The 18,417-nt window shown below is 51.8% G+C and carries 18 protein-coding genes; 6 read left to right on the plus strand and 12 right to left on the minus strand.

The window, feature by feature from the left end:
- Positions 1-37 precede the first annotated feature (37 nt).
- The 5 genes from gtfA to guaB all read right to left on the minus strand — a co-directional run bounded on the left by gtfA (position 38) and on the right by guaB (position 7,123).
- Positions 38-1,486, minus strand: coding sequence for a sucrose phosphorylase (gene gtfA / locus J2T37_RS02555; protein WP_253353631.1), 1,449 nt, complete (start codon positions 1,484-1,486; stop codon positions 38-40).
- A gap of 259 nt (positions 1,487-1,745) precedes the next feature.
- On the minus strand, positions 1,746-3,626 hold the full coding sequence (uvrC, locus tag J2T37_RS02560) for an excinuclease ABC subunit UvrC (RefSeq protein WP_437179430.1): 1,881 nt from the start codon (positions 3,624-3,626) through the stop codon (positions 1,746-1,748).
- 105 nt (positions 3,627-3,731) lie between these two features.
- A complete protein-coding gene (gene ftsB / locus J2T37_RS02565) occupies positions 3,732-4,004 on the minus strand; it encodes a cell division protein FtsB (protein ID WP_253353633.1) in 273 nt (90 codons plus the stop codon).
- A 21-nt stretch (positions 4,005-4,025) separates the two neighbouring features.
- Positions 4,026-5,312, minus strand: coding sequence for a phosphopyruvate hydratase (gene eno / locus J2T37_RS02570; protein ID WP_253353634.1), 1,287 nt, complete (start codon positions 5,310-5,312; stop codon positions 4,026-4,028).
- A 347-nt stretch (positions 5,313-5,659) separates the two neighbouring features.
- Positions 5,660-7,123, minus strand: coding sequence for an IMP dehydrogenase (gene guaB, locus J2T37_RS02575; RefSeq protein WP_253353635.1), 1,464 nt, complete (start codon positions 7,121-7,123; stop codon positions 5,660-5,662).
- A gap of 208 nt (positions 7,124-7,331) precedes the next feature.
- Between guaB and J2T37_RS02580 the strand changes: the two genes are divergently transcribed.
- The gene (locus J2T37_RS02580; protein ID WP_253353636.1) at positions 7,332-7,769 is read left to right on the plus strand and encodes a DUF4124 domain-containing protein; all 438 of its coding nucleotides are present in this window, start codon (positions 7,332-7,334) and stop codon (positions 7,767-7,769) included.
- Positions 7,770-8,038: 269 nt separating this feature from the next.
- On the opposite strand, the gene J2T37_RS02585 is transcribed toward J2T37_RS02580, so the two are convergent.
- The 5 genes from J2T37_RS02585 to J2T37_RS02605 form a co-directional block, all read right to left on the minus strand.
- The gene (locus J2T37_RS02585; protein ID WP_253353666.1) at positions 8,039-9,361 is read right to left on the minus strand and encodes an anaerobic C4-dicarboxylate transporter family protein; all 1,323 of its coding nucleotides are present in this window, start codon (positions 9,359-9,361) and stop codon (positions 8,039-8,041) included.
- Between the two features lie 262 nt (positions 9,362-9,623).
- Entirely contained in the window at positions 9,624-10,499 is an 876-nt protein-coding gene (locus J2T37_RS02590) for a DMT family transporter (RefSeq protein ID WP_253353637.1), read from the minus strand.
- A 167-nt stretch (positions 10,500-10,666) separates the two neighbouring features.
- Positions 10,667-11,026, minus strand: coding sequence for a DUF4870 family protein (locus tag J2T37_RS02595; RefSeq protein WP_253353638.1), 360 nt, complete (start codon positions 11,024-11,026; stop codon positions 10,667-10,669).
- A 22-nt stretch (positions 11,027-11,048) separates the two neighbouring features.
- A complete protein-coding gene (gene ybaK, locus J2T37_RS02600) occupies positions 11,049-11,534 on the minus strand; it encodes a Cys-tRNA(Pro) deacylase (RefSeq protein WP_253353639.1) in 486 nt (161 codons plus the stop codon).
- A 42-nt stretch (positions 11,535-11,576) separates the two neighbouring features.
- Complete coding sequence (locus tag J2T37_RS02605) at positions 11,577-12,134, minus strand: hypothetical protein (RefSeq protein WP_253353640.1); 558 nt, start codon at positions 12,132-12,134, stop codon at positions 11,577-11,579.
- A 78-nt stretch (positions 12,135-12,212) separates the two neighbouring features.
- Here J2T37_RS02605 and J2T37_RS02610 point away from each other — a divergent pair, with 78 nt between their 5' ends.
- A complete protein-coding gene (locus tag J2T37_RS02610; protein WP_253353641.1) occupies positions 12,213-12,563 on the plus strand; it encodes a RidA family protein in 351 nt (116 codons plus the stop codon).
- A gap of 116 nt (positions 12,564-12,679) precedes the next feature.
- Positions 12,680-13,540, plus strand: a complete 861-nt coding sequence (ygfZ, locus tag J2T37_RS02615; protein WP_253353642.1) for a CAF17-like 4Fe-4S cluster assembly/insertion protein YgfZ — start codon at positions 12,680-12,682, stop codon at positions 13,538-13,540.
- 56 nt (positions 13,541-13,596) lie between these two features.
- Here the strand turns inward: ygfZ and J2T37_RS02620 are convergent, their stop codons facing one another.
- Both J2T37_RS02620 and ypfJ read right to left on the minus strand, forming a co-directional pair.
- Positions 13,597-14,442, minus strand: a complete 846-nt coding sequence (locus J2T37_RS02620) for a 23S rRNA (adenine(2030)-N(6))-methyltransferase RlmJ (protein WP_253353643.1) — start codon at positions 14,440-14,442, stop codon at positions 13,597-13,599.
- Positions 14,443-14,549: 107 nt separating this feature from the next.
- Complete coding sequence (gene ypfJ / locus J2T37_RS02625) at positions 14,550-15,413, minus strand: KPN_02809 family neutral zinc metallopeptidase (RefSeq protein ID WP_253353644.1); 864 nt, start codon at positions 15,411-15,413, stop codon at positions 14,550-14,552.
- Between the two features lie 168 nt (positions 15,414-15,581).
- Here ypfJ and J2T37_RS02630 point away from each other — a divergent pair, with 168 nt between their 5' ends.
- From J2T37_RS02630 to hpnC, 3 genes are all read left to right on the plus strand, one after another.
- Positions 15,582-16,079 (plus strand): YbhB/YbcL family Raf kinase inhibitor-like protein, encoded by a 498-nt coding sequence (locus J2T37_RS02630; RefSeq protein WP_253353645.1) that lies wholly within the window; start codon positions 15,582-15,584, stop codon positions 16,077-16,079.
- A 119-nt stretch (positions 16,080-16,198) separates the two neighbouring features.
- Positions 16,199-16,978 carry a ferredoxin--NADP reductase gene (locus tag J2T37_RS02635; protein ID WP_253353646.1) on the plus strand — a complete coding sequence of 260 codons (780 nt, stop codon included), beginning with the start codon at positions 16,199-16,201 and terminating at the stop codon, positions 16,976-16,978.
- Positions 16,979-17,284: 306 nt separating this feature from the next.
- Positions 17,285-18,100: a squalene synthase HpnC gene (gene hpnC, locus J2T37_RS02640; protein ID WP_253353647.1), complete on the plus strand. Its 816-nt coding sequence runs from the start codon at positions 17,285-17,287 to the stop codon at positions 18,098-18,100.
- Positions 18,101-18,417 lie beyond the last annotated feature (317 nt).

The following is an 18,417-nucleotide window of genomic DNA, read 5'->3' on the forward strand; positions in this document are numbered from 1 at the left end:
TGTTTCAGACGGCATTTTTTAACTCATTAAATCCAAATTACAACGTAACCGCTTTGCTCTCACCGTTAACGGTTTCAGTAATGGCAAAAGTATGCGCTTTGGTATCGGCCACCAAGCGGGCGCTGACGCCTGCTTCGGCATTCTTCCAAGTGATTTCGATTTCGTTCTCGCCCAAGGCTTTCACGGCAAACTCACCGTCGAAGGCTTTAGAAGTATTGCGGAATTTCAGCAGATTAAACAGCTGCTGCACCACCGGACGTTTAACGGTTTCGTTAATCTCTTCCAAAGAGTAGTAATGACGGTTGATGTTGCGGCCTTCTTTGGTACGCTCCAGCAATTCGATGTCGTTTTCACCGGCCAACAAGCCCACGTAGTAAATTTGCGGGATACCCGGCGCAAAACATTGCAACACGCGCGCCAAAATATACGCTTGGTCGTTGTTGCCCAAAGCGGAATAGTAGGTGCAGTTGATTTGGTAGATGTCCAAATTATTGTATTCGGCGCTGCTGTATTTTTTCTTCACATTCGCGCCTTGTGCATACAGCGCCTCGCGGGTGGCTTCGCATTCTTCATCGGTCATCAAATCTTTGACATCGACCACGCCGATACCGTCGTGGGTATCCAAAGTAGTAAACTGTTTGCGCGGGCAGATTTCCATCCAGTGTACCAAGCGGTCAACGTGGCCGCTGAACAAGGTGTGCAACACCAACATCGGCAGCGCAAAATCATAAACATAATAATCATGCTCGGCGATTTTCAGCTGGATGGTGTAATGCTCGTGAATTTCCGGCAATACGGTCACATTGTGCGCTTCCAATACATCGGTACACTCTTTGAGCGTTTCCCAAATGTCAGGCTCGACAAAGAAGCAGTTGGTGCCGATACGTTTGTTGGCATAGGCAAATGCGTCCAAACGGATAATCGACGCGCCTTGTTTGCTCAAAAATTCCAAATTGTCTTTGATGAATTTTTTGGTGGTCGGCGTGGTGACATCCAAGTCAACTTGTTGCTCGTCAAAAGTACACCATACTTTTTCAGAAGTACCGTCGGCAAACTCGGCCATGCGGTAAGGCGCACGCGGTTTGCGTTTGTAAATCAAGTCAACCTGCTCTTCGGTCGGCTCGCCGTTGGGCCAGAAATTTTTATAACGGATAAACAGATCGCGCCATTCGGAAGCGTCTTTTTTCGCCAAAAAATCTTTAAAATAAGGAGATTGCGCAGAAATATGGTTTACCATGAAGTCAAACATCAGATAATAATCTTCAGCCAATGCGCGCACGTCTTCCCAGCCGCCGAAAGCCTCATCCACTTTGGTGTAATCCATCGGTGCAAAACCGCGGTCACCCGAAGACGGGAAAAACGGCAGAATGTGCACACCGCCGACCACGTCTTTCAACGGGCCTTCCAAAACGGTTTTCAAATCCTTCAGATTGTTGCCTAAACTGTCGGCATAGGTAATGAGCATGGCTTCATTTTTTACTTGCATGGTTATCCTTCCTAGTACTTAAAAATATCAGTGCCACAGAAATAACCATGACACGCAAACGGTGTGCATGATAGCAAACCCGCTTACCGCTGCAATACTTTTAACTAATTTTAAATTTTTTTAGCTATTTTGATTATCAAAAAGTGATTATCAGCAAGTTTAGTGCGGGAGAATGGGAATTAACACAGATAAAGGCCGTCTGAAAAAATTTCAGACGGCCTTTCCATATCCAATTTTATTTGGTGTATTCCAAAATCAATCAATGCAAATGCTCATAAATCTTCTCTGCCAAGGCCGCGCTGATTCCTTCGACCTGCGCCAAATCGTCCTTGCTCGCCGCCACCACGCCGCGCAAGCCACCGAAGCGGGTCAGCAGGGCTTTTTTGCGTTTCGGGCCTATGCCTTCGATGTCGTTCAGCGATGAGGTCACGCGGGCTTTGTCGCGTTTTTTGCGGTGGCCGGTGATGGCGAAGCGGTGCGATTCGTCGCGCACGGTTTGCAGTAAATGCAAGGCGGGGCTGTGCGGCGGCAGTCTGAAAATCTCGCCGGTAAACGGTAAAATCAGCTCTTCCAAACCGGCTTTGCGCTCGGGGCCTTTGGCGATGCCGACCAGCGGGATATGCAGGCCGAGTTCTTCCCATACGCTGACGGCCACGCCGATCTGCCCTTTACCGCCGTCAATCAACACCACGTCCGGCCATTTTACTGCTTCGCCGTTGGCCTCGGCTTCCTGCATTTTGCCGTAACGCCGCGTCAGTACTTCGCGCATGGCGGCGTAGTCGTCGCCGGGTTTGGCGGTGGTGATGTTGTAGCGGCGGTATTGCGAAGGCTGGATATTCTGCTCGTCATACACCACGCAGCTGGCAACGGTAGCTTCGCCCTGGGTGTGGCTGATGTCGAAACATTCTAGGCGGCCCAGGCCGTCTGAATCCATATTCAAAATCCGCGCCAATTCGTCTAAGCGGTATTGTTGGCTGCTTTGTTGCAGGCGACGTTGCTCGATGGCGATTTTGGCATTTTTTTCCGCCATGTTCAGCCACACTTTGCGCTCGCCTATGGTTTTGCTGACAAACTGCATTTGCTTGCCGTGTTCGCTGTTTAGCGCTTCTTGCAGCGATTCGGGCAACACAAAATTGCTGATGATAATGTCGGGCTTGGCCTTGCCCAGATAATGCTGGGCAACGAAAGCCTCGGCGTAATCTTGGCCGTTTGGCTCGGGATCATCTTTGACATCGGGAAAAAAACTCTTGTCACCGACATGCCGTCCGCCGCGTATGCTGACCCAATGGATACAGACGAGGCCGTCTGAAACTGCCAGCGCCAGCAGGTCGATATCGTTGGGGTTGTTCGGATTTTTACTGTCGATAAACTGCTGGCTCTGCATTAAGCCGAGCGATTGGATTTGGTCGCGGTAACGCGCTGCTTCTTCAAATTCCAGCGCGGCGGCGGCCTGATTCATTTTGTGGTGCAAGACCTGAATCAGCTCGTCGGTTTTGCCGCTGAGAAAAGTCGCCGCCTCACTGACATCGGCGCGGTAATCTTCGGCGGAAATATGCCCCGCGCACGGGCCGGAGCAGCGCTTAATCTGATACAGGAGGCAGGCGCGGTCGCGGTGTTCGAACACGCTGTCTTCGCAGGTGCGCAGTTTGAACACTTTTTGCAGAATCTGAATGCTGTCGCGCACGGCATTGCCGTTGGGATACGGCCCGAAATATTGGTTGGGCTTTTTCAGCGTGCCGCGATGATAGGCCATTTGCGGAAATTCATGGCCGGAGAGCATAAGATAGGGATAGCTTTTGTCGTCGCGGAACAGGATATTGTATTTCGGCGACAGGGCTTTGATAAAATTGTTCTCCAAAATCAAAGCCTCGGCCTCGGAGCGCGTGACCGTGGTTTCGATATGGTGCACCTGTTTCACCATAAGCTGAATGCGCGGCGACAGATCGCTTTTTTGAAAATAGCTCGACACCCTCCGCTTGAGGTTGACGGCTTTGCCGACGTATAACACATTATTGTTATCGTCAAACATGCGGTACACACCCGGCAGATTGGGCAGGTTTTTCAGGAAAATTTCAAGATTAAAGGATTCGGTTTGCGGCACGGTCGGTTCTTTTAATTGATATGCAGTAGTAGAAGATATTACCATCAGATGGCAAGATACATTGGTTATATCAGGTGTTTCCCCAAAAATAAAAGGCCGTCTGAAAATAATTTCAGACGGCCTTTGGCTTACTTTGGCGCTTGCTTAACGCTCGATAAAGCGGTAATAGGTTTCGCCCTGCTGAACGTAACCCAATTCCACACGGGCGATTTCGGAAATGGCTTCCTGACCGGTCGCCAAATCCTGCACCTCGGCAGCTAGGAAATTATTGCGCAAAGCGAGTGTCAGGTTTTTTTCTTCCTGCACCGAAAGCTGCTCCTGCAACTCTTCCGTATGCCCGACACTGCCTTTGCCAAACCACAGGCTGTATTGGAAACATACCAGCGCAATCGTTAAAACAACAGTCACCCACTTCATGCTTTAATATCCTGCCTTAACCTATTTGCTCAGTTGGTAGAACGCAGCTTTGCCCGGGTAGTAAGCGGCTTCTGCCAATTCTGCTTCAATGCGCAACAGTTGGTTGTATTTGGCCATGCGGTCAGAACGGCTCAATGAACCGGTTTTGATTTGCATGCAGTTGGTGGCCACGGCCAAGTCAGCGATGGTGCTGTCTTCGGTTTCTCCGGAACGGTGGCTCATTACGCTGGCGTAACGGTTACGTTTAGCCAAATCAACGGCTTGCAGGGTTTCGCTCAAAGTACCGATTTGGTTTACTTTTACCAACAACGCGTTAGCCACGCCTTTTTCGATGCCTTCGGCCAAGATTTTCGGGTTGGTCACAAACAAGTCGTCGCCGACCAGTTGTACTTTGCTGCCCAGTTTGTCAGTCAGCAGTTTCCAGCCGTCCCAGTCGTTTTCGTCCATACCGTCTTCGATGGAGATAATCGGGAATTCGGCAACCAAACCGGCCAAGTATTCGGCAAATTCGGCGCTGGTCAAAGCCAGACCTTCGGCTTCCAGATGGTATTTGCCGTCTTTGTAGAATTCGCTGGAAGCGCAGTCCATCGCGAACAATACATCTTCGCCCGGTACGTAACCGGCAGCTTTAACGGCTTCAACCATCAGCTCCAAAGCTTCTTTATGGGTGTTCAGGTTCGGTGCGAAACCGCCTTCGTCGCCCACGGTAGTCGGGTAGCCGCGTGAATCACAGATTTTTTTCAGGGCGTGGAACACTTCCGCACCGCAACGCAGGGCTTCGCGGAAAGATTTCGCGCCGACCGGCATAATCATAAATTCTTGAATGTTCAAGGTGTTGTTGGCGTGTTCGCCGCCGTTGATGACGTTCATCATCGGAACCGGCAGCGCCATCGGGCCGGCACCGCCCAAGTAGCGGTACAGCGGCAGGCCTGAATCTTCGGCTGCGGCGCGGGCAACGGCCATAGAAACGGCCAAAGTTGCGTTGGCACCCAAACGGCCTTTGTTGTCGGTACCGTCCAAGTCGATCATGATTTTGTCGATGTAAGACTGCTCGTTGGCATCCACACCGATCAAGGCTTGGGCGATTTCGTTGTTGACATGCTCAACGGCAGTCAATACGCCTTTACCCAAGTAACGGCTTTTATCGCCGTCGCGCAATTCCAGGGCTTCTTTTTGACCGGTAGAAGCGCCGCTCGGTACGGCTGCGCGACCCATCACGCCGGATTCCAACAATACGTCACACTCTACGGTAGGATTACCGCGAGAGTCCAAAATTTCGCGGGCAAAAATATCAACGATTGCGCTCATGAATGTCTCCAAAAATATAGGAAGGGAAAAAATACTGCTTTATAAAATTAAAACGGTATTCAAGATGGTTTTCAGACGGCCTCTCGGCCGTTTTCCACATTGCCTGCCGCAATCATTCAGGCAGGCAATGCGCTAACTTTGAAATTATATTACAAAATAGATTATACCGCTTAATCTGTGTCAATATTGTGTCTTTTTCGATTAAACGGGTTGGCATTTGTCATTGCCATGTAGCCGAATAAGTGTACCATTTTTTCAGGCTTTCTGATATGCCCGTATGCAAAAAGGCCGTCTGAAAACGTATTCAGACGGCCTCGATGATTAAACCATAATCCTAAACTGCCGGATTAGCGGTGGTAGTTTGGCGCTTCTTTGGTAATCTGCACATCGTGAACATGTGATTCGCTCATACCGGCGGAGGTAATTTCCACAAATTCGGCTTTTTCGTGCATGTCGGCGATGGTGGCGCAACCCAAATAGCCCATGCTGGAGCGCAAACCGCCCAACAGCTGGTGGATGATGTTCACAATCGGGCCTTTGTACGGCACGCGGCCTTCAATACCTTCCGGCACATATTTGTCGGCGCTGTCGGTTTTGTCTTGGAAGTAGCGGTCGGCCGAACCTTGGCTCATTGCGCCCAGCGAACCCATACCACGGTAAGATTTGTATGAACGGCCTTGATACAGCTCGATTTCGCCCGGCGCTTCTTCCGTACCGGCAAACATACCGCCCAACATTACGCTGGACGCACCGGCAGCCAATGCTTTAGACAAGTCGCCGGAGAAACGCACGCCGCCGTCGGCAATCAGCGGCACGCCAGTGCCTTTCAAGGCTTCTGCCACATTGTGAATCGCGGTCAGCTGAGGTACGCCGACACCAGCCACGATACGGGTGGTACAAATCGAACCCGGGCCGATACCGACTTTCACGGCGTCCGCGCCGGCCGCCACCAAATCCAACGCAGCTTGCGCGGTGGCGATGTTACCACCGATAACCTGCACTTGCGGGTAAGTGTCTTTTACCCATTTTACGCGGTCGATCACACCTTGGCTGTGACCGTGGGCGGTATCGACCACAATCACGTCCACACCGGCTGCAACCAGCGCATGCACACGCGCTTCGGTGTCGCCGCCGGTACCGACAGCCGCGCCGACGCGCAAACGGCCTTCGGCATCTTTATTGGCATTCGGAAATTCGGTGGTTTTGATGATGTCTTTAACGGTAATCAGACCTTTGAGCTCGTCTTGGCCGTTTAATACCAAAACGCGCTCAACTTTATGCTGGTGCATCAAATCGCGGGCTTCGTCGATACTGGTACCTTCGGCCACGGTCACCAAACGCTCGCGCGGGGTCATAATAGCAGATACGGGCAAATCCAAGCGGTTTTCAAAACGCAAATCGCGGTTGGTCACGATACCGACCACTTTGCCGTTTTCCACCACCGGCAAGCCGGACATTTTGCGTTTGCGCTCGGCGCGCATTTTCAGCAAATCGCCAATCAACACATCGGGCGCAACGGTTACCGGATCTTTCACGATACCGCTCTCATGGCGTTTCACTTTGGAAACGGCATGGGCTTGCTGCTCGGGGGTCATGTTTTTATGGATGATACCGATACCGCCCTCTTGCGCCATAGAGATGGCCAAACGCGCCTCGGTGACGGTATCCATGGCGGCGGAAAGCAGAGGCGCGTTGAGTGTAATATCGCGGGTGAGTTTGGTTTGAAGTTTGACGTCGCGCGGCAGCACGGTAGAGTGTGAAGGAACCAACAAAACGTCGTCAAAGGTGTAGGCTTTTTCAATGATACGCATAATGCTCGGGCTTTCAGTTTGTGCAAGATGCACGGCATTATAGCACTTTCTGTGCTGCATAAACAACGGCAGTTTGCTTTTTGCGGCTGTTTTTTGTAAAAGCGCACATCTGCCGCCCAAGCATGAAAAAATTTCCCCATCAATCATGCCAATCTGCTTAAAGCACAGTAAAATCGCCGATGAACAAATACCAATAAGGGAACCCGTAATGAAAAATATTCCGATGGCTGCGCTTTTGCTTTTTTGTTTGTCGGCACCCGTTTTGCAGGCAGCCGAAGTTTATACTTGGAAAAACCGCAGCGGCAGCAACACCTACTCCGACGTCCCCAACCGCTTGCAACCGGCACTCACCGGTAAAATCAATGTGCGCACGCAAACCGTTTCCCTTCCGGCGGCGGCAAGCGGCAATACGGCGAAAAGCGGTTCGATTGCCGAGCAACAGCAGCAGTTGAATAATAAAATCACCCAAGCCAACAAGCAGATTGAGGAGCAAAACCAAAAAATCGCCGAAGCTGCCCGCCAACAAAAAGAAGACAACTGCAAAACCGCCCAGCTTAACCGCCAATTTGCTGAGTCCGCCCGCGCCAACAACCGCAGCGCATTGATTCAACGCTATGATTCGGATATTGCCAAATATTGCAATTAAGCGCGTTGGGTTTGAATGACATTGGGTGAAACAGACAAGGTCGTCTGAAAAACATATTTCTACCTGATTGTTGTTTTCAGACGGCCTTGGCATAAGCGCATTCTGATTTCAAGATAAACAGGTAGGCTGCGAAACACGGTGATAATCTGGAAGCCGTAGCCATTGCGAGCGCGTGCCAGTGATTCCCAGCCTGGCCGCAGCCTGCGCCCCAAACCTCAAAGGCCGTCTGAAACGAAAATTGTTTCAGACGGCCTTTTGCTATAAACGGTTTACAGCAGAATATTGGCAAACAGCAGGCCGAAGCCCAAGCTGAAGGCCATGCTCAGTAGGCCGGGCAGCATAAAGCTGTGGTTGAAAATGTATTTGCCGATTTTGGTCGTACCCGTGCTGTCGAAGTCGATGGCCGCGATAATCGGGCCGTAGTTCGGGATGAAGAAATAGCCGTTAACCGCCACAAACGTGCCGATCATAATCGGCGCGGGAATGCCCAGCGTAATGCCGATGGGAAACAGCGTCGCCACGGTCGCGCCTTGGCTGTTGACCAATACCGACAACACAAACAGGGCAAAGGCGAATGTCCACGGTGCGTTTTCCACCAAATGTTTGACGGTTTCCTGCACCTCGGCCAAATGGCCGTGCATCAGGGTATCGCCCAGCCAAGCCACACCGAACACCGCAATCACCGCACGCATACCAGCATGGAACACCGAGCCTTTGGTAATCGCGTCGCCGTCGGGTTTGCACACCAAGATAATCAGCGCGGCGGCCGACAACATCACGATTTCAATGGTATGCGCCATGCCCATCGGTTTGCCGCCCTCTTCAAAGACGGGACGCAGCTCGGGCATTGCGCCCATCAGTACCACCAGCAAAGCGGCAAAAAGAAAAATACCCACCGACCATTTGGCCTGTTTGCTGACGGGTGCGCCGCTATCGGCCGCCAATTCGGTTTCATGCGCTTTCACATAGTCGGGATTTTGCAGCAGCGCCTGATAATGCGGGTCGTCGTTCAACTCTTTGCCCATTTTGTTGACAAAAACGCAAGCCAAGCCGATACCGAGAATCGTCGCCGGAATGGTCACTTTCAACACATCCGCCAGAGTAACATGCTGCGGCTCGAGGTAAGTGACCGTGGCCACCACCGCCGCCGCAATCGGGCTGGCGACAATGGCAAATTGCGAGGCAATCACCGCCATCGTCAGCGGACGCTCGGGGCGCACACCGTTGCGGCGGCTTACTTCGGCAATCACGGGCAATACCGAATAAGCCACGTGCCCCGTACCCGCCAACACGGTAAAGGTATAAGTTACCATTGGCGCGATAAAGGTAATATGTTTCGGATTTTTATGCAGCACTTTGGTGGCGATTTTAATCATATAGTCCAAACCACCGGAAGCCTGCATCGCCGCCGCCGCCGACACCACCGCCATAATCATCAGCATCACGTCAATCGGCGGGCTGGTCGGCTCCAGCCCGAAACCAAACGCCAATACCGCCAAACCGATACCGCCCAACACACCCAAGCCGATACCGCCGACTTGCGCACCAATCAAAATACACAGCAGCACAACGGCAAACTGGATAAAAAACATGGCTGACATAGCAACTCCGTAAACAAATCACACAATGCCGTCTGAAATATTTTGCAAGATTTTGTTTTCAGACGGCCTTTTCCCTTTTGGCAGGCGCAAAAAAAGCCGGGCTTTCCCCTGCTTGGCACTATACCCTGCGCAACGGCAGGGGCGGATTATACCCGAGCTTACGATTGTTAACCATTTTTTAGTGTGATTGTTCTACACATCATACCGAAAAGGCCGTCTGAAAAATTCAGACGGCCTTTGCTGCACTCGGCGGCTACATCCCCACCCAAGCGCGTATCGGTTCCCAATAGAATAAGCAGACAATCGCCACCAGCGCCACGCTGATACCGGCGGCGTTGATACTGCTGATTTTTTCCTTAAACGCCAACGCGCCGACCAGCGTACCCAATACGATTACGCCCATGTTCATCCCGGCAAATACCAAAGTCGGATTGTCGCTCATCACCCGATGTGCGCTGATGTAGGTGACGATATTGAGAAAATTCAAACCGCCGAGAAAAATCCCACCAATAATGCCCTCTTTCGTCCATTTTGTACCTTGGGAAAACAGATAGCCGAACATCAACACCGCCGCCACGCAAAACGCCACCAGCAGATTACCCGCAAACGCCGTACCGCTTTTGGCAACCTGTTTGAACAAAATATCAATCACGCCGTAGCCCGCCCATACGCCCAGCAGCAAGCCGATTTGCGTGGTCAGATTGCCCGATTTCTTTCCGCCGTCCGATTTCCACAGCAGGCAAAACAGCGCCACAAACGCCAATACAATCCCAATCAGACGGCCTTCGGTCAGCTTTTCGCCGAAAATCAGAAACGACGCCGTAATCGGCAGAAACAGCGACAAACGCTGCGCCGCATCCGATTTGACAATCCCTGCACTATCCACCGCCTTACCCATCACCACAAACACCGTCGGCAGCAACACGCCCAGCGCGGCAAACAGCCACCATGTCGGCAAAAACTGCGCCGGAGTGCTCAAATCAGGCTTGAGAACCGCCACCGTCAGCGCCACCGCCATAATATAATTCACCGCCACCGCCTGCGGAATTTGGATTTTCTGCTTGCGGGCGATTTTCAACAATACCGACACCAGCACGCTGCAGGCAATGCTGGCCAAAAGATACATCATGCGTTTCCCTTTGATATAAAAAATATTTTCAGACGGCCTTTACGGTTACAAAGGCCGTCTGAAAAATCAAAACAGCAAATAAACCGGCAAAACGATGCCGCTTGGTTTTCCAACCTAAAATGACTTAAATTCCCGTTGGGATTTCATCCCAACCTACCCCAAACGCCTCACAGCCAGCCGTCCGGCACAACGGTTTTGCCGTCGTACAATTTCACAAAACCAGCCACCACACGGTAGATAAACCAAATGCTGACGATAAACAACACCACCGCGCCTACGCCCAGCCAAATGGTCAGGCCGCCGATAACATAACCGGCCAAACTGAGCCAAAACGTGCGAATCAGGTAGGTAATATGGTTTTCATACAGCGAATTGCGCATATCCTCGCGTTTGACATAAGCCAAAATCACGCCGACCACCGATGAAAAACCCACCAGCAGCGACAAAGCATACAGGCCGTAAATCACCATCATATACATGCGGCGGTTGTCCGGCTGCGGCGCATTATGTTCGATAATCTCGTTCATCACATTTATCCTTTATGAAAAATTACGCGTCCACCGCCACATCCACCGTTTGCGGATTGAACGTCTGCAAATCCTGCGGCGCGATGGCAACGACAAAGCCGCGCTTGCCGCCGTTGATATAAATTTTGTCCAAATCCCAAATGCCGCGCTCGACATACACCGGCAGCGCCGTTTTCATGCCAAACGGCGTCGTGCCGCCGACCAAATAGCCCGTCCATTTGTTGGCCTGCTTCGGGTCGGCCGGTTCGATGTGTTTCATGCCCAATTCGCGCGCCAGATTGCGCGTGGAAATATGCTTGTCGACGTGCATCAATACCACCAAACCCTGCTTTTTCTCATTTTGCAGCACGATGGTTTTGATGACCTGATATTCGTTCAGATGAAACAACGATGTAATCTGCGCCGTACCGCCATGCTCCTCATAAGCATACAGCAAGGGCTCGAAATCAATTTTGTGCGCCCGCAAAAAGCGCACGGCAGGGGTAACGGGATAATCGGTTTTGCTCATGGGAAAGAAAATATTTTAAGAACTATTTAAGCTCTATTAGTTTTAAAGACCTATTGCTGCTTTAAGCCAGCTTACAACGGTAACAGCAGAGATATTGTTAATTGCATTTTCTGTGAGTGTATTTAATGCAGCATCTTTGATTTTCATTAACTCAGATATTAAATAGCCTTTTTCTTCCTCTGGTATATCTGATTGATTAATTTTTTCTTTTAATAATGCTTGAATTGACTCATTATGCAATTTGATGGTAATAGTATCAAAAATAGCCGACAACCCTCCATCTTGCTCTAGAAAATCTATACCTTTATGAGTAATTTGCATATGGCACATCCACATATCAAAACCCTCATTACTCATATCAATTAATCCATGTTGGTCTAAATAAATTAGATTTTTAATAACTTTATCCGCAAATTCATCTCTTTCACTCTGCTCAATACCAAGAATTTCAGCTTCCTTCGCAGGCCTATAAACAGAAAAATCAAAATTTTTATCAGACCAAATAAATTTTGTTAATTCAAATTGAGAAACTGGTTGACCATAAAACTCCATCAAGGATTCTAGAATTGTTTTCTGCATTTTTCTATCAACCCAAGACATCCTGTAATCCTCATGCACTATAATGATTATTATATAATATCATATCCCTCTAATTTCTTTCACGTTCAGGAGCAAAACATGAGCATTCAATATCACGGCCAAACCGAGCGCTACGCCGAAGCCACCGTTGCCAACGGTTTTGTATTTCTCGCCGGTATGGTACCGGAAACCGCGAGCGCCGATGTGACCGCGCAAACCGCCGATGTCTTGGCGCAAATCGACCATTGGCTGAACCAATGCGGTTCGGACAAAACCCGTATCCTCGAAGCCACTATTTTCCTGCGCGATATGAACGACTACGCCGCCATGAATACCGCGTGGGACGCTTGGGTTGCCCCCGGTCACGCCCCCGCCCGCGCCTGCGTGGAAGCGAAATTGGCCAAAGCGGAATGGGCTGTGGAGATTAAAGTGTCAGCGGTGCAGAAATAAAGCTACCATGCCAAATCAGGCCGTCTGAACAGATTTGTCTTTCAGACGGCCTTTTAATCCGCCGCTTCCGCCCTCATATCTTGCGCAACCGTTTTCAGGATTGATAAGGATTGATTATGCAAACCCGCCTTCCCTTTTTCGCCGTTGTACGCGTCAGCGGCGACGACCGCGCTGCGTTTTTACACGGACAGTTGTCCAACGACATCGAACACCTTGCGCCCGGCCAAGCCTGTTATGCCACCTACAACACACCCAAAGGCCGCGTGATTGCCAATATGCTGGTGTTAAACCGTGGCGACGATATCCTGCTGGCAATGGCGGCGGATTTGGCCGAGGCGGTGGTGAAGCGTTTGCGCATGTTTGTTTTACGCGCCAAAGTGGTGTTTGAGCCGCTGCCCGATTTCGGCGTAGCGGGCGAGTTGGACGACAACGCGCAACCGCTGCCTGCTAATGAGCCGCATTTGGCCTTCGGTGCGCAAGAATCCAACGGCGTTTATACCGTTGCCCTGCCGCACGGAGGCCGTCTGAAAATCGGCATAGGCGACAGTCTGCCCGCATACGATAATGCGGATGAAAACACCTGGAAGCTGCACGAAATCCGCAGCGGCTATCCGTGGATTAGCGCCGCCACCAAAGAAACCGCCGTGGCGCAAATGCTGAACCAACACACCATCGGCGGCGTGCATTTTCGCAAAGGCTGCTACCCGGGTCAGGAAATCATCGCCCGCGCCCAATATCGCGGCCAAGTCAAACGCGGCTTGGCGGTGTTGAGCGGCAAATCTTTGAAAGCGGAAGGGATTGCGGTGTTGTCCGACGGTGAAGAAGCGGGTGTTATCATCAATACCGCGATGACCGATACGGGCAGCTTGAGTTTGGCGGTGATTAAATTTGCCGCAGCGCAAGCGGCGTTGACGGATTCAGACGGCAATGGATTAAAGCAGGAAAAGCTGTTTTTTGAAATTGAGCCTAACGCATAAAATATCAGTATTAAAAAAGCGCGGATGTATTTATCCGCGCTTTTTTATTTAATTTTCTAGCGAATTCGGCTATCCAGCACAAACCGCGCCCCGACGTCCTGCGCCAACACTTGCGCCAACACCGGCAAATTGCGTTGCAACTGCTCCGCCAGCAGATACGGCGGATTGATGATAAACATGCCGCTGCCGTGCATACCGAAACCGTCGGCGCGGGGCGCGTGCACATGCAGCTCGGCGTGCAGGTAATTATCGGGCGACAGTTTCGCCAGTTGCTCAGGCAGTTTTTGGCTCTCTTTACGGTTGAGGCAGGGATACCATACCAAATAGCAGCCTGGTTCAAAGCGTTTTTGCGCTTCTTTCAGGGTATGCACCACGCGCTGATAATCTTGTTTTTCTTCATACGGCGGATCAATCAAAATCACGGCGCGGCGGGTCGGCGGCGGCAGCAGCGCAATCAGCCCCTGATAGCCGTCGCCCTGCGCAATCTGGCCGCGCCGCCCCAAACGGGCTTCGCGCATATTGTTTTGCAGGTGTTGGAAATCGGCGGGGTGCAACTCAAACAGGCGTAATTTATCGCTGCTGCGGGTCAGCGCCTGCGCCAGCCAGGGCGAGCCGCAATACAGGTTTTCTTGCGGCAGAATATCGTTCAGACGGCCTAAAAAATCTTGCAATTCCGGCGGCAGGTTTTGCGCCTGCTTAAGCAACTCGATTCCCTGCTTATATTCGCCGACTTTCTGCGCTTCGCTACTGCCCAAATCATATAATCCGGCGCCGCTGTGGGTGTCGATATACCAATAGGGTTTGTCTTTGCGGTTAAAATAATCCAGCGTGAGATAAAGCACAAAATGTTTGAGCATATCGGCATGGTTGCCGGCGTGGAAAGCGTGGCGGTAGCTGAGCATAGAAAGGCCGTCTGAAAAAATAATGGTTGCAGATTATAGTGTATTTACCGCCCAAACCACAAAGGCCGCCTGATTTCAGACGGCCTTTGCCTATCACGCCGGGCGTTTTAGCTGGCGTTGGCGGCGAAGGTATTGCATTGGTTGATGTCGCCGCTTTCCAAACCGCGTTTGAGCCATTTCATGCGGTCTGCGGATGAGCCGTGGGTAAAGCTGTCGGGCACGGCATAACCTTGCGCCTGTTTTTGCAAACGGTCGTCGCCCACCGAGGCGGCGGCGGCCATCGCTTTTTCAATGTCGCCGTCTTCAAACAGCTTTTGGCTGACCGCAGAGCTGCCCCATACGCCGGCGAAACAGTCGGCCTGCAATTCTAATTTTACCGACAGCGCATTGGCCTGTTTCTGGCTCGCGCCCTGCTGCGCCTGATTTACCTGCGGCAGAATGCCGAGCAGGTTTTGCACATGGTGGCCGACTTCGTGGGCAATCACGTAGGCAAAAGCCGCGTCGCTGGCCGAGCCGAGCTTGGTGCGCATGTCTTCGTAAAACGACAAATCCAGATAAATCTTACGGTCGCTCGGGCAGTAAAACGGCCCCATCGCCGCTTGGCCGGTACCACAGGCGGTGGAAGTACCGCCGGTATAAAGCACCATCGTGGTCGGGGTATATTTTTCGCCGTGTTTGCTGAAATAAGCGCTCCACGTTTTTTCCGTATCGCCCAACACCACGCGCGATAATTCGTTTAACTTGGTTTCTTCGCTGCTGCTCAAAGTCGATTGCTGACTGGTGGCGCTGCTCGTACCCAGCGACGGCGTACCAACAATACCGCTCAAATCCACGCCGTAATATGCGCCGACCAGCAACACAATAATGCCGATAATGCCCGGCGTTTTGCGTCCGCCGCCACCGCCGCCGCTACTGCCGCTGCTGCGGCGGTCTTCTACATTAGAACTCTGTTCGCGTCCTTCCCATTTCATTTTTGCTTTCCTCAAACAGTTGGGTGATTTTGCCGCCATTATACGGCAGCGCGGCGCATTTTTGTCAGCAAACCCGATAAGCGGAGGCCGTCTGAAACGGAATTGTCGTTTTTTTCAGACGGCCTTTCGGGTAGAATAAAGCAGTTCATCAGCCGATAAGGAGCCAACATGAAAGTGACCATCCCCGCCCTCGTCAACGGCGAATTTCCCGACCAATACGGCAAACGCGGCAGCCAATTCAGCCCCGGCGGTATGCCGACCTACTCGATTCCCTTCGACATCAGCGACGCCCCCGCAGACACAAAATCCTTTGCCGTGGTTTTGGAAGACAAAGACGCAATTACCGCCAGCGGTTTTGTGTGGACCCACTGGCTGATTGCCGATTTGAAACGCACCTCCGTTGCCGAAAACGAAAGCCAAAGCGCCACCGACTACACCCAAGGTGCCAACAGCTGGGCCAGCGTATTGGGCAAACTCGATTTGGATGAAGCCTCCTACTACGGCGGCATGGCGCCGCCCAACTGCCGCCACCGCTACGAATTAATCGTGTATGCGCTGGATACCGAATTAAACCTGCCGCGCAGTTTCCGCTTCAATGATTTGCACTTCGCCATGCAGGGTCATATCCTCGAGAGCGCCAGCGCAATGGGCACTTACGACGTGTAAACCCTCCCCAAGCGGAATCCTATCGCGGCATTCCGCTTTTTCTATGCCCTTTTTCTTTCAGACGGCCTTGCCCTATAATAAAGGCCGTCTGAACACACACATCATCCAAAGGAAAAGCAATGGCCGCCGCCCCCGAAGCCAAATTCACCGAAGAAACCGTGTTATGGGTCAAACAGCACACGCCCAAGCTGATGACCTTTGCTATCACCCGCCCCGAATCCTACCGCTTTGCGGCGGGGCAGTTTTCCCGCCTCGGTTTCCGCGATGGCGAAGGCTATATCTGGCGCGCCTACTCCATCGTCTCCGCCGAATACGCCGACACGCTGGAATATTTCGCCGTCCTCATTGAAGGCGGCCCGATGTCGGCCAAATTTGAGCAAATGAAAGCGGGCGACACCATTCTGCTTGATAAAACCGCCACCGGTTTCCTGTTGCCCGAGCGTTTTCCCGACGGCAAAGATTTGGTGATGTTGTGCACCGGCTCCGGCATTGCGCCGTTTCTCTCCATTTTGGAGCAACCCGAAATCTGGCAGCGTTTCGAGCGCTTGGCGCTGGTACACTCCGTCTCCCACGCCGACGAGCTGATTTTCAACGAGCGTCTGGCCGCCCTGAAAGACCATCCGCTGATTGAAGAATATTACGCCAAATTCCAATTTATCCCCGTGACCACCCGCGAAACTACTGCGGGCGCACTCGGCATGCAGCGCATTCCCGAACGGCTGAAAAACGGCAGCCTAGAAGAGCGCTTGGGCTACACTTTCAACCCCGCCGACACCCGCTTTATGATTTGCGGCAACCCCGCGATGGTTAAAGACACCTTCCAAGCCCTGCTGGATTTAGGCTTCGCCATGCACCGCAACCGCGTACCCGGCCAGATTATGATGGAAAACGGGTTTTAAGCGGCAGACAATCTAATGATGATTGGGGTAATATAGCCGCTCAAATCATCCTGAAATACTTGAAGTTCCTACTGACTGTCCTCTCCCCCGTGGGGGAGAGCTAGAGAGAGGGCAAAATGGTTGCAAATCAGGAAACGTTGCTTAAATCATAAGCGTTTAGCCCTCTCCCCATCCCTCCCCCACAGGGGAGGGCGCGCATTGCTGAAACTTTAAGCACTACTCAACTCACCATCTATTTTATCTATTTTTCAGACGGCCTCCATTATCTGAGGCCGTCTGAACATCCTTTTAAGAAAACACACCGCCATGTCCGTCAACCACTACGAAAACTTCCCCGTCGGCTCCCTCGCCATGCCGCGCCGCCTACGCAAGCCGATTCACGCCATTTACGCCTTTGCCCGCACCGCCGACGACATCGCCGACGAAGGCGAAGCCGACAACGCCGCCCGTTTGCAAGGCTTACAGGATTTGGCAGCCGAGCTAGACCGTATTGCCGCCGACCAAGCCCCGCAAACGCCCCTTATGCAGCGCCTGCAAAACGAAGCCCTGCGCCCCTTCGCCCTGCCGCTTGAGCCGTTTTACGATTTACTTTCCGCCTTCAAGCAAGACGTGGTGAAAAAACGCTACCAAAATTTCGGCGAACTCGTCGATTACTGCCGCCGCTCCGCCAACCCCGTCGGCCGTATCCTGCTCCACCTCTACGGCGAAACCGACCCCGTCAGCATTGCCCGCAGCGACGGTATTTGCACCGCGCTGCAACTCATCAATTTCTGGCAAGACGTCGCCGTCGATTGGCAAAAAGAGCGCGTGTATATCCCGCAAGACGACTTGCAAAAATTCGGCGTCAGCGAAGCGCAAATCGCTGCCAGACAAGCCGATTTCGCCTTTCAGCGGCTGATGGCCTACGAGAGCGACCGCGCCTTTCAAATGCTCAAAGCCGGTTCACCTCTGGGTACGACGCTCAAAGGCCGTATCGGTTTCGAGCTGCGCATGATCGTCGTCGGCGGACAACTGATTCTGCAAAAACTCGACGGCTGCAAATACGACGTATTTACCCAACGGCCGGTATTGGATAAAAAAGATTGGCTGATGATTGTGAAACGGGCGTTGTTAAAGAAATAGCGGTTGGCAGTAGGTTGGGATGTTATCCCAACAAAAATTTTATGGATATTGGGTTAACCGATGTTGGGTTTGCAATCCAACCTACTTCCAAGCAGGCTACGCTTGTCTTATCCATCAGTAGCGTGCATGCCCTGCATGCACGCGTTGGTTAATTAAATGCGGCGCAGCCACAGGATGAATTTACCCCGAAATAAAATTATGCCGTCTGAAATATTGGGTTTAAGAAAAACCAAATCTTTCAGACGGCATAAAAACATAGCCCAAACAACGCGTGCATGCTGGGGCATGCACGCTACAATGTGATTTTAACGTGTGTG

Source organism: Neisseria perflava, from assembly GCF_024170405.1.
Lineage (GTDB): Bacteria > Pseudomonadota > Gammaproteobacteria > Burkholderiales > Neisseriaceae > Neisseria > Neisseria perflava_B.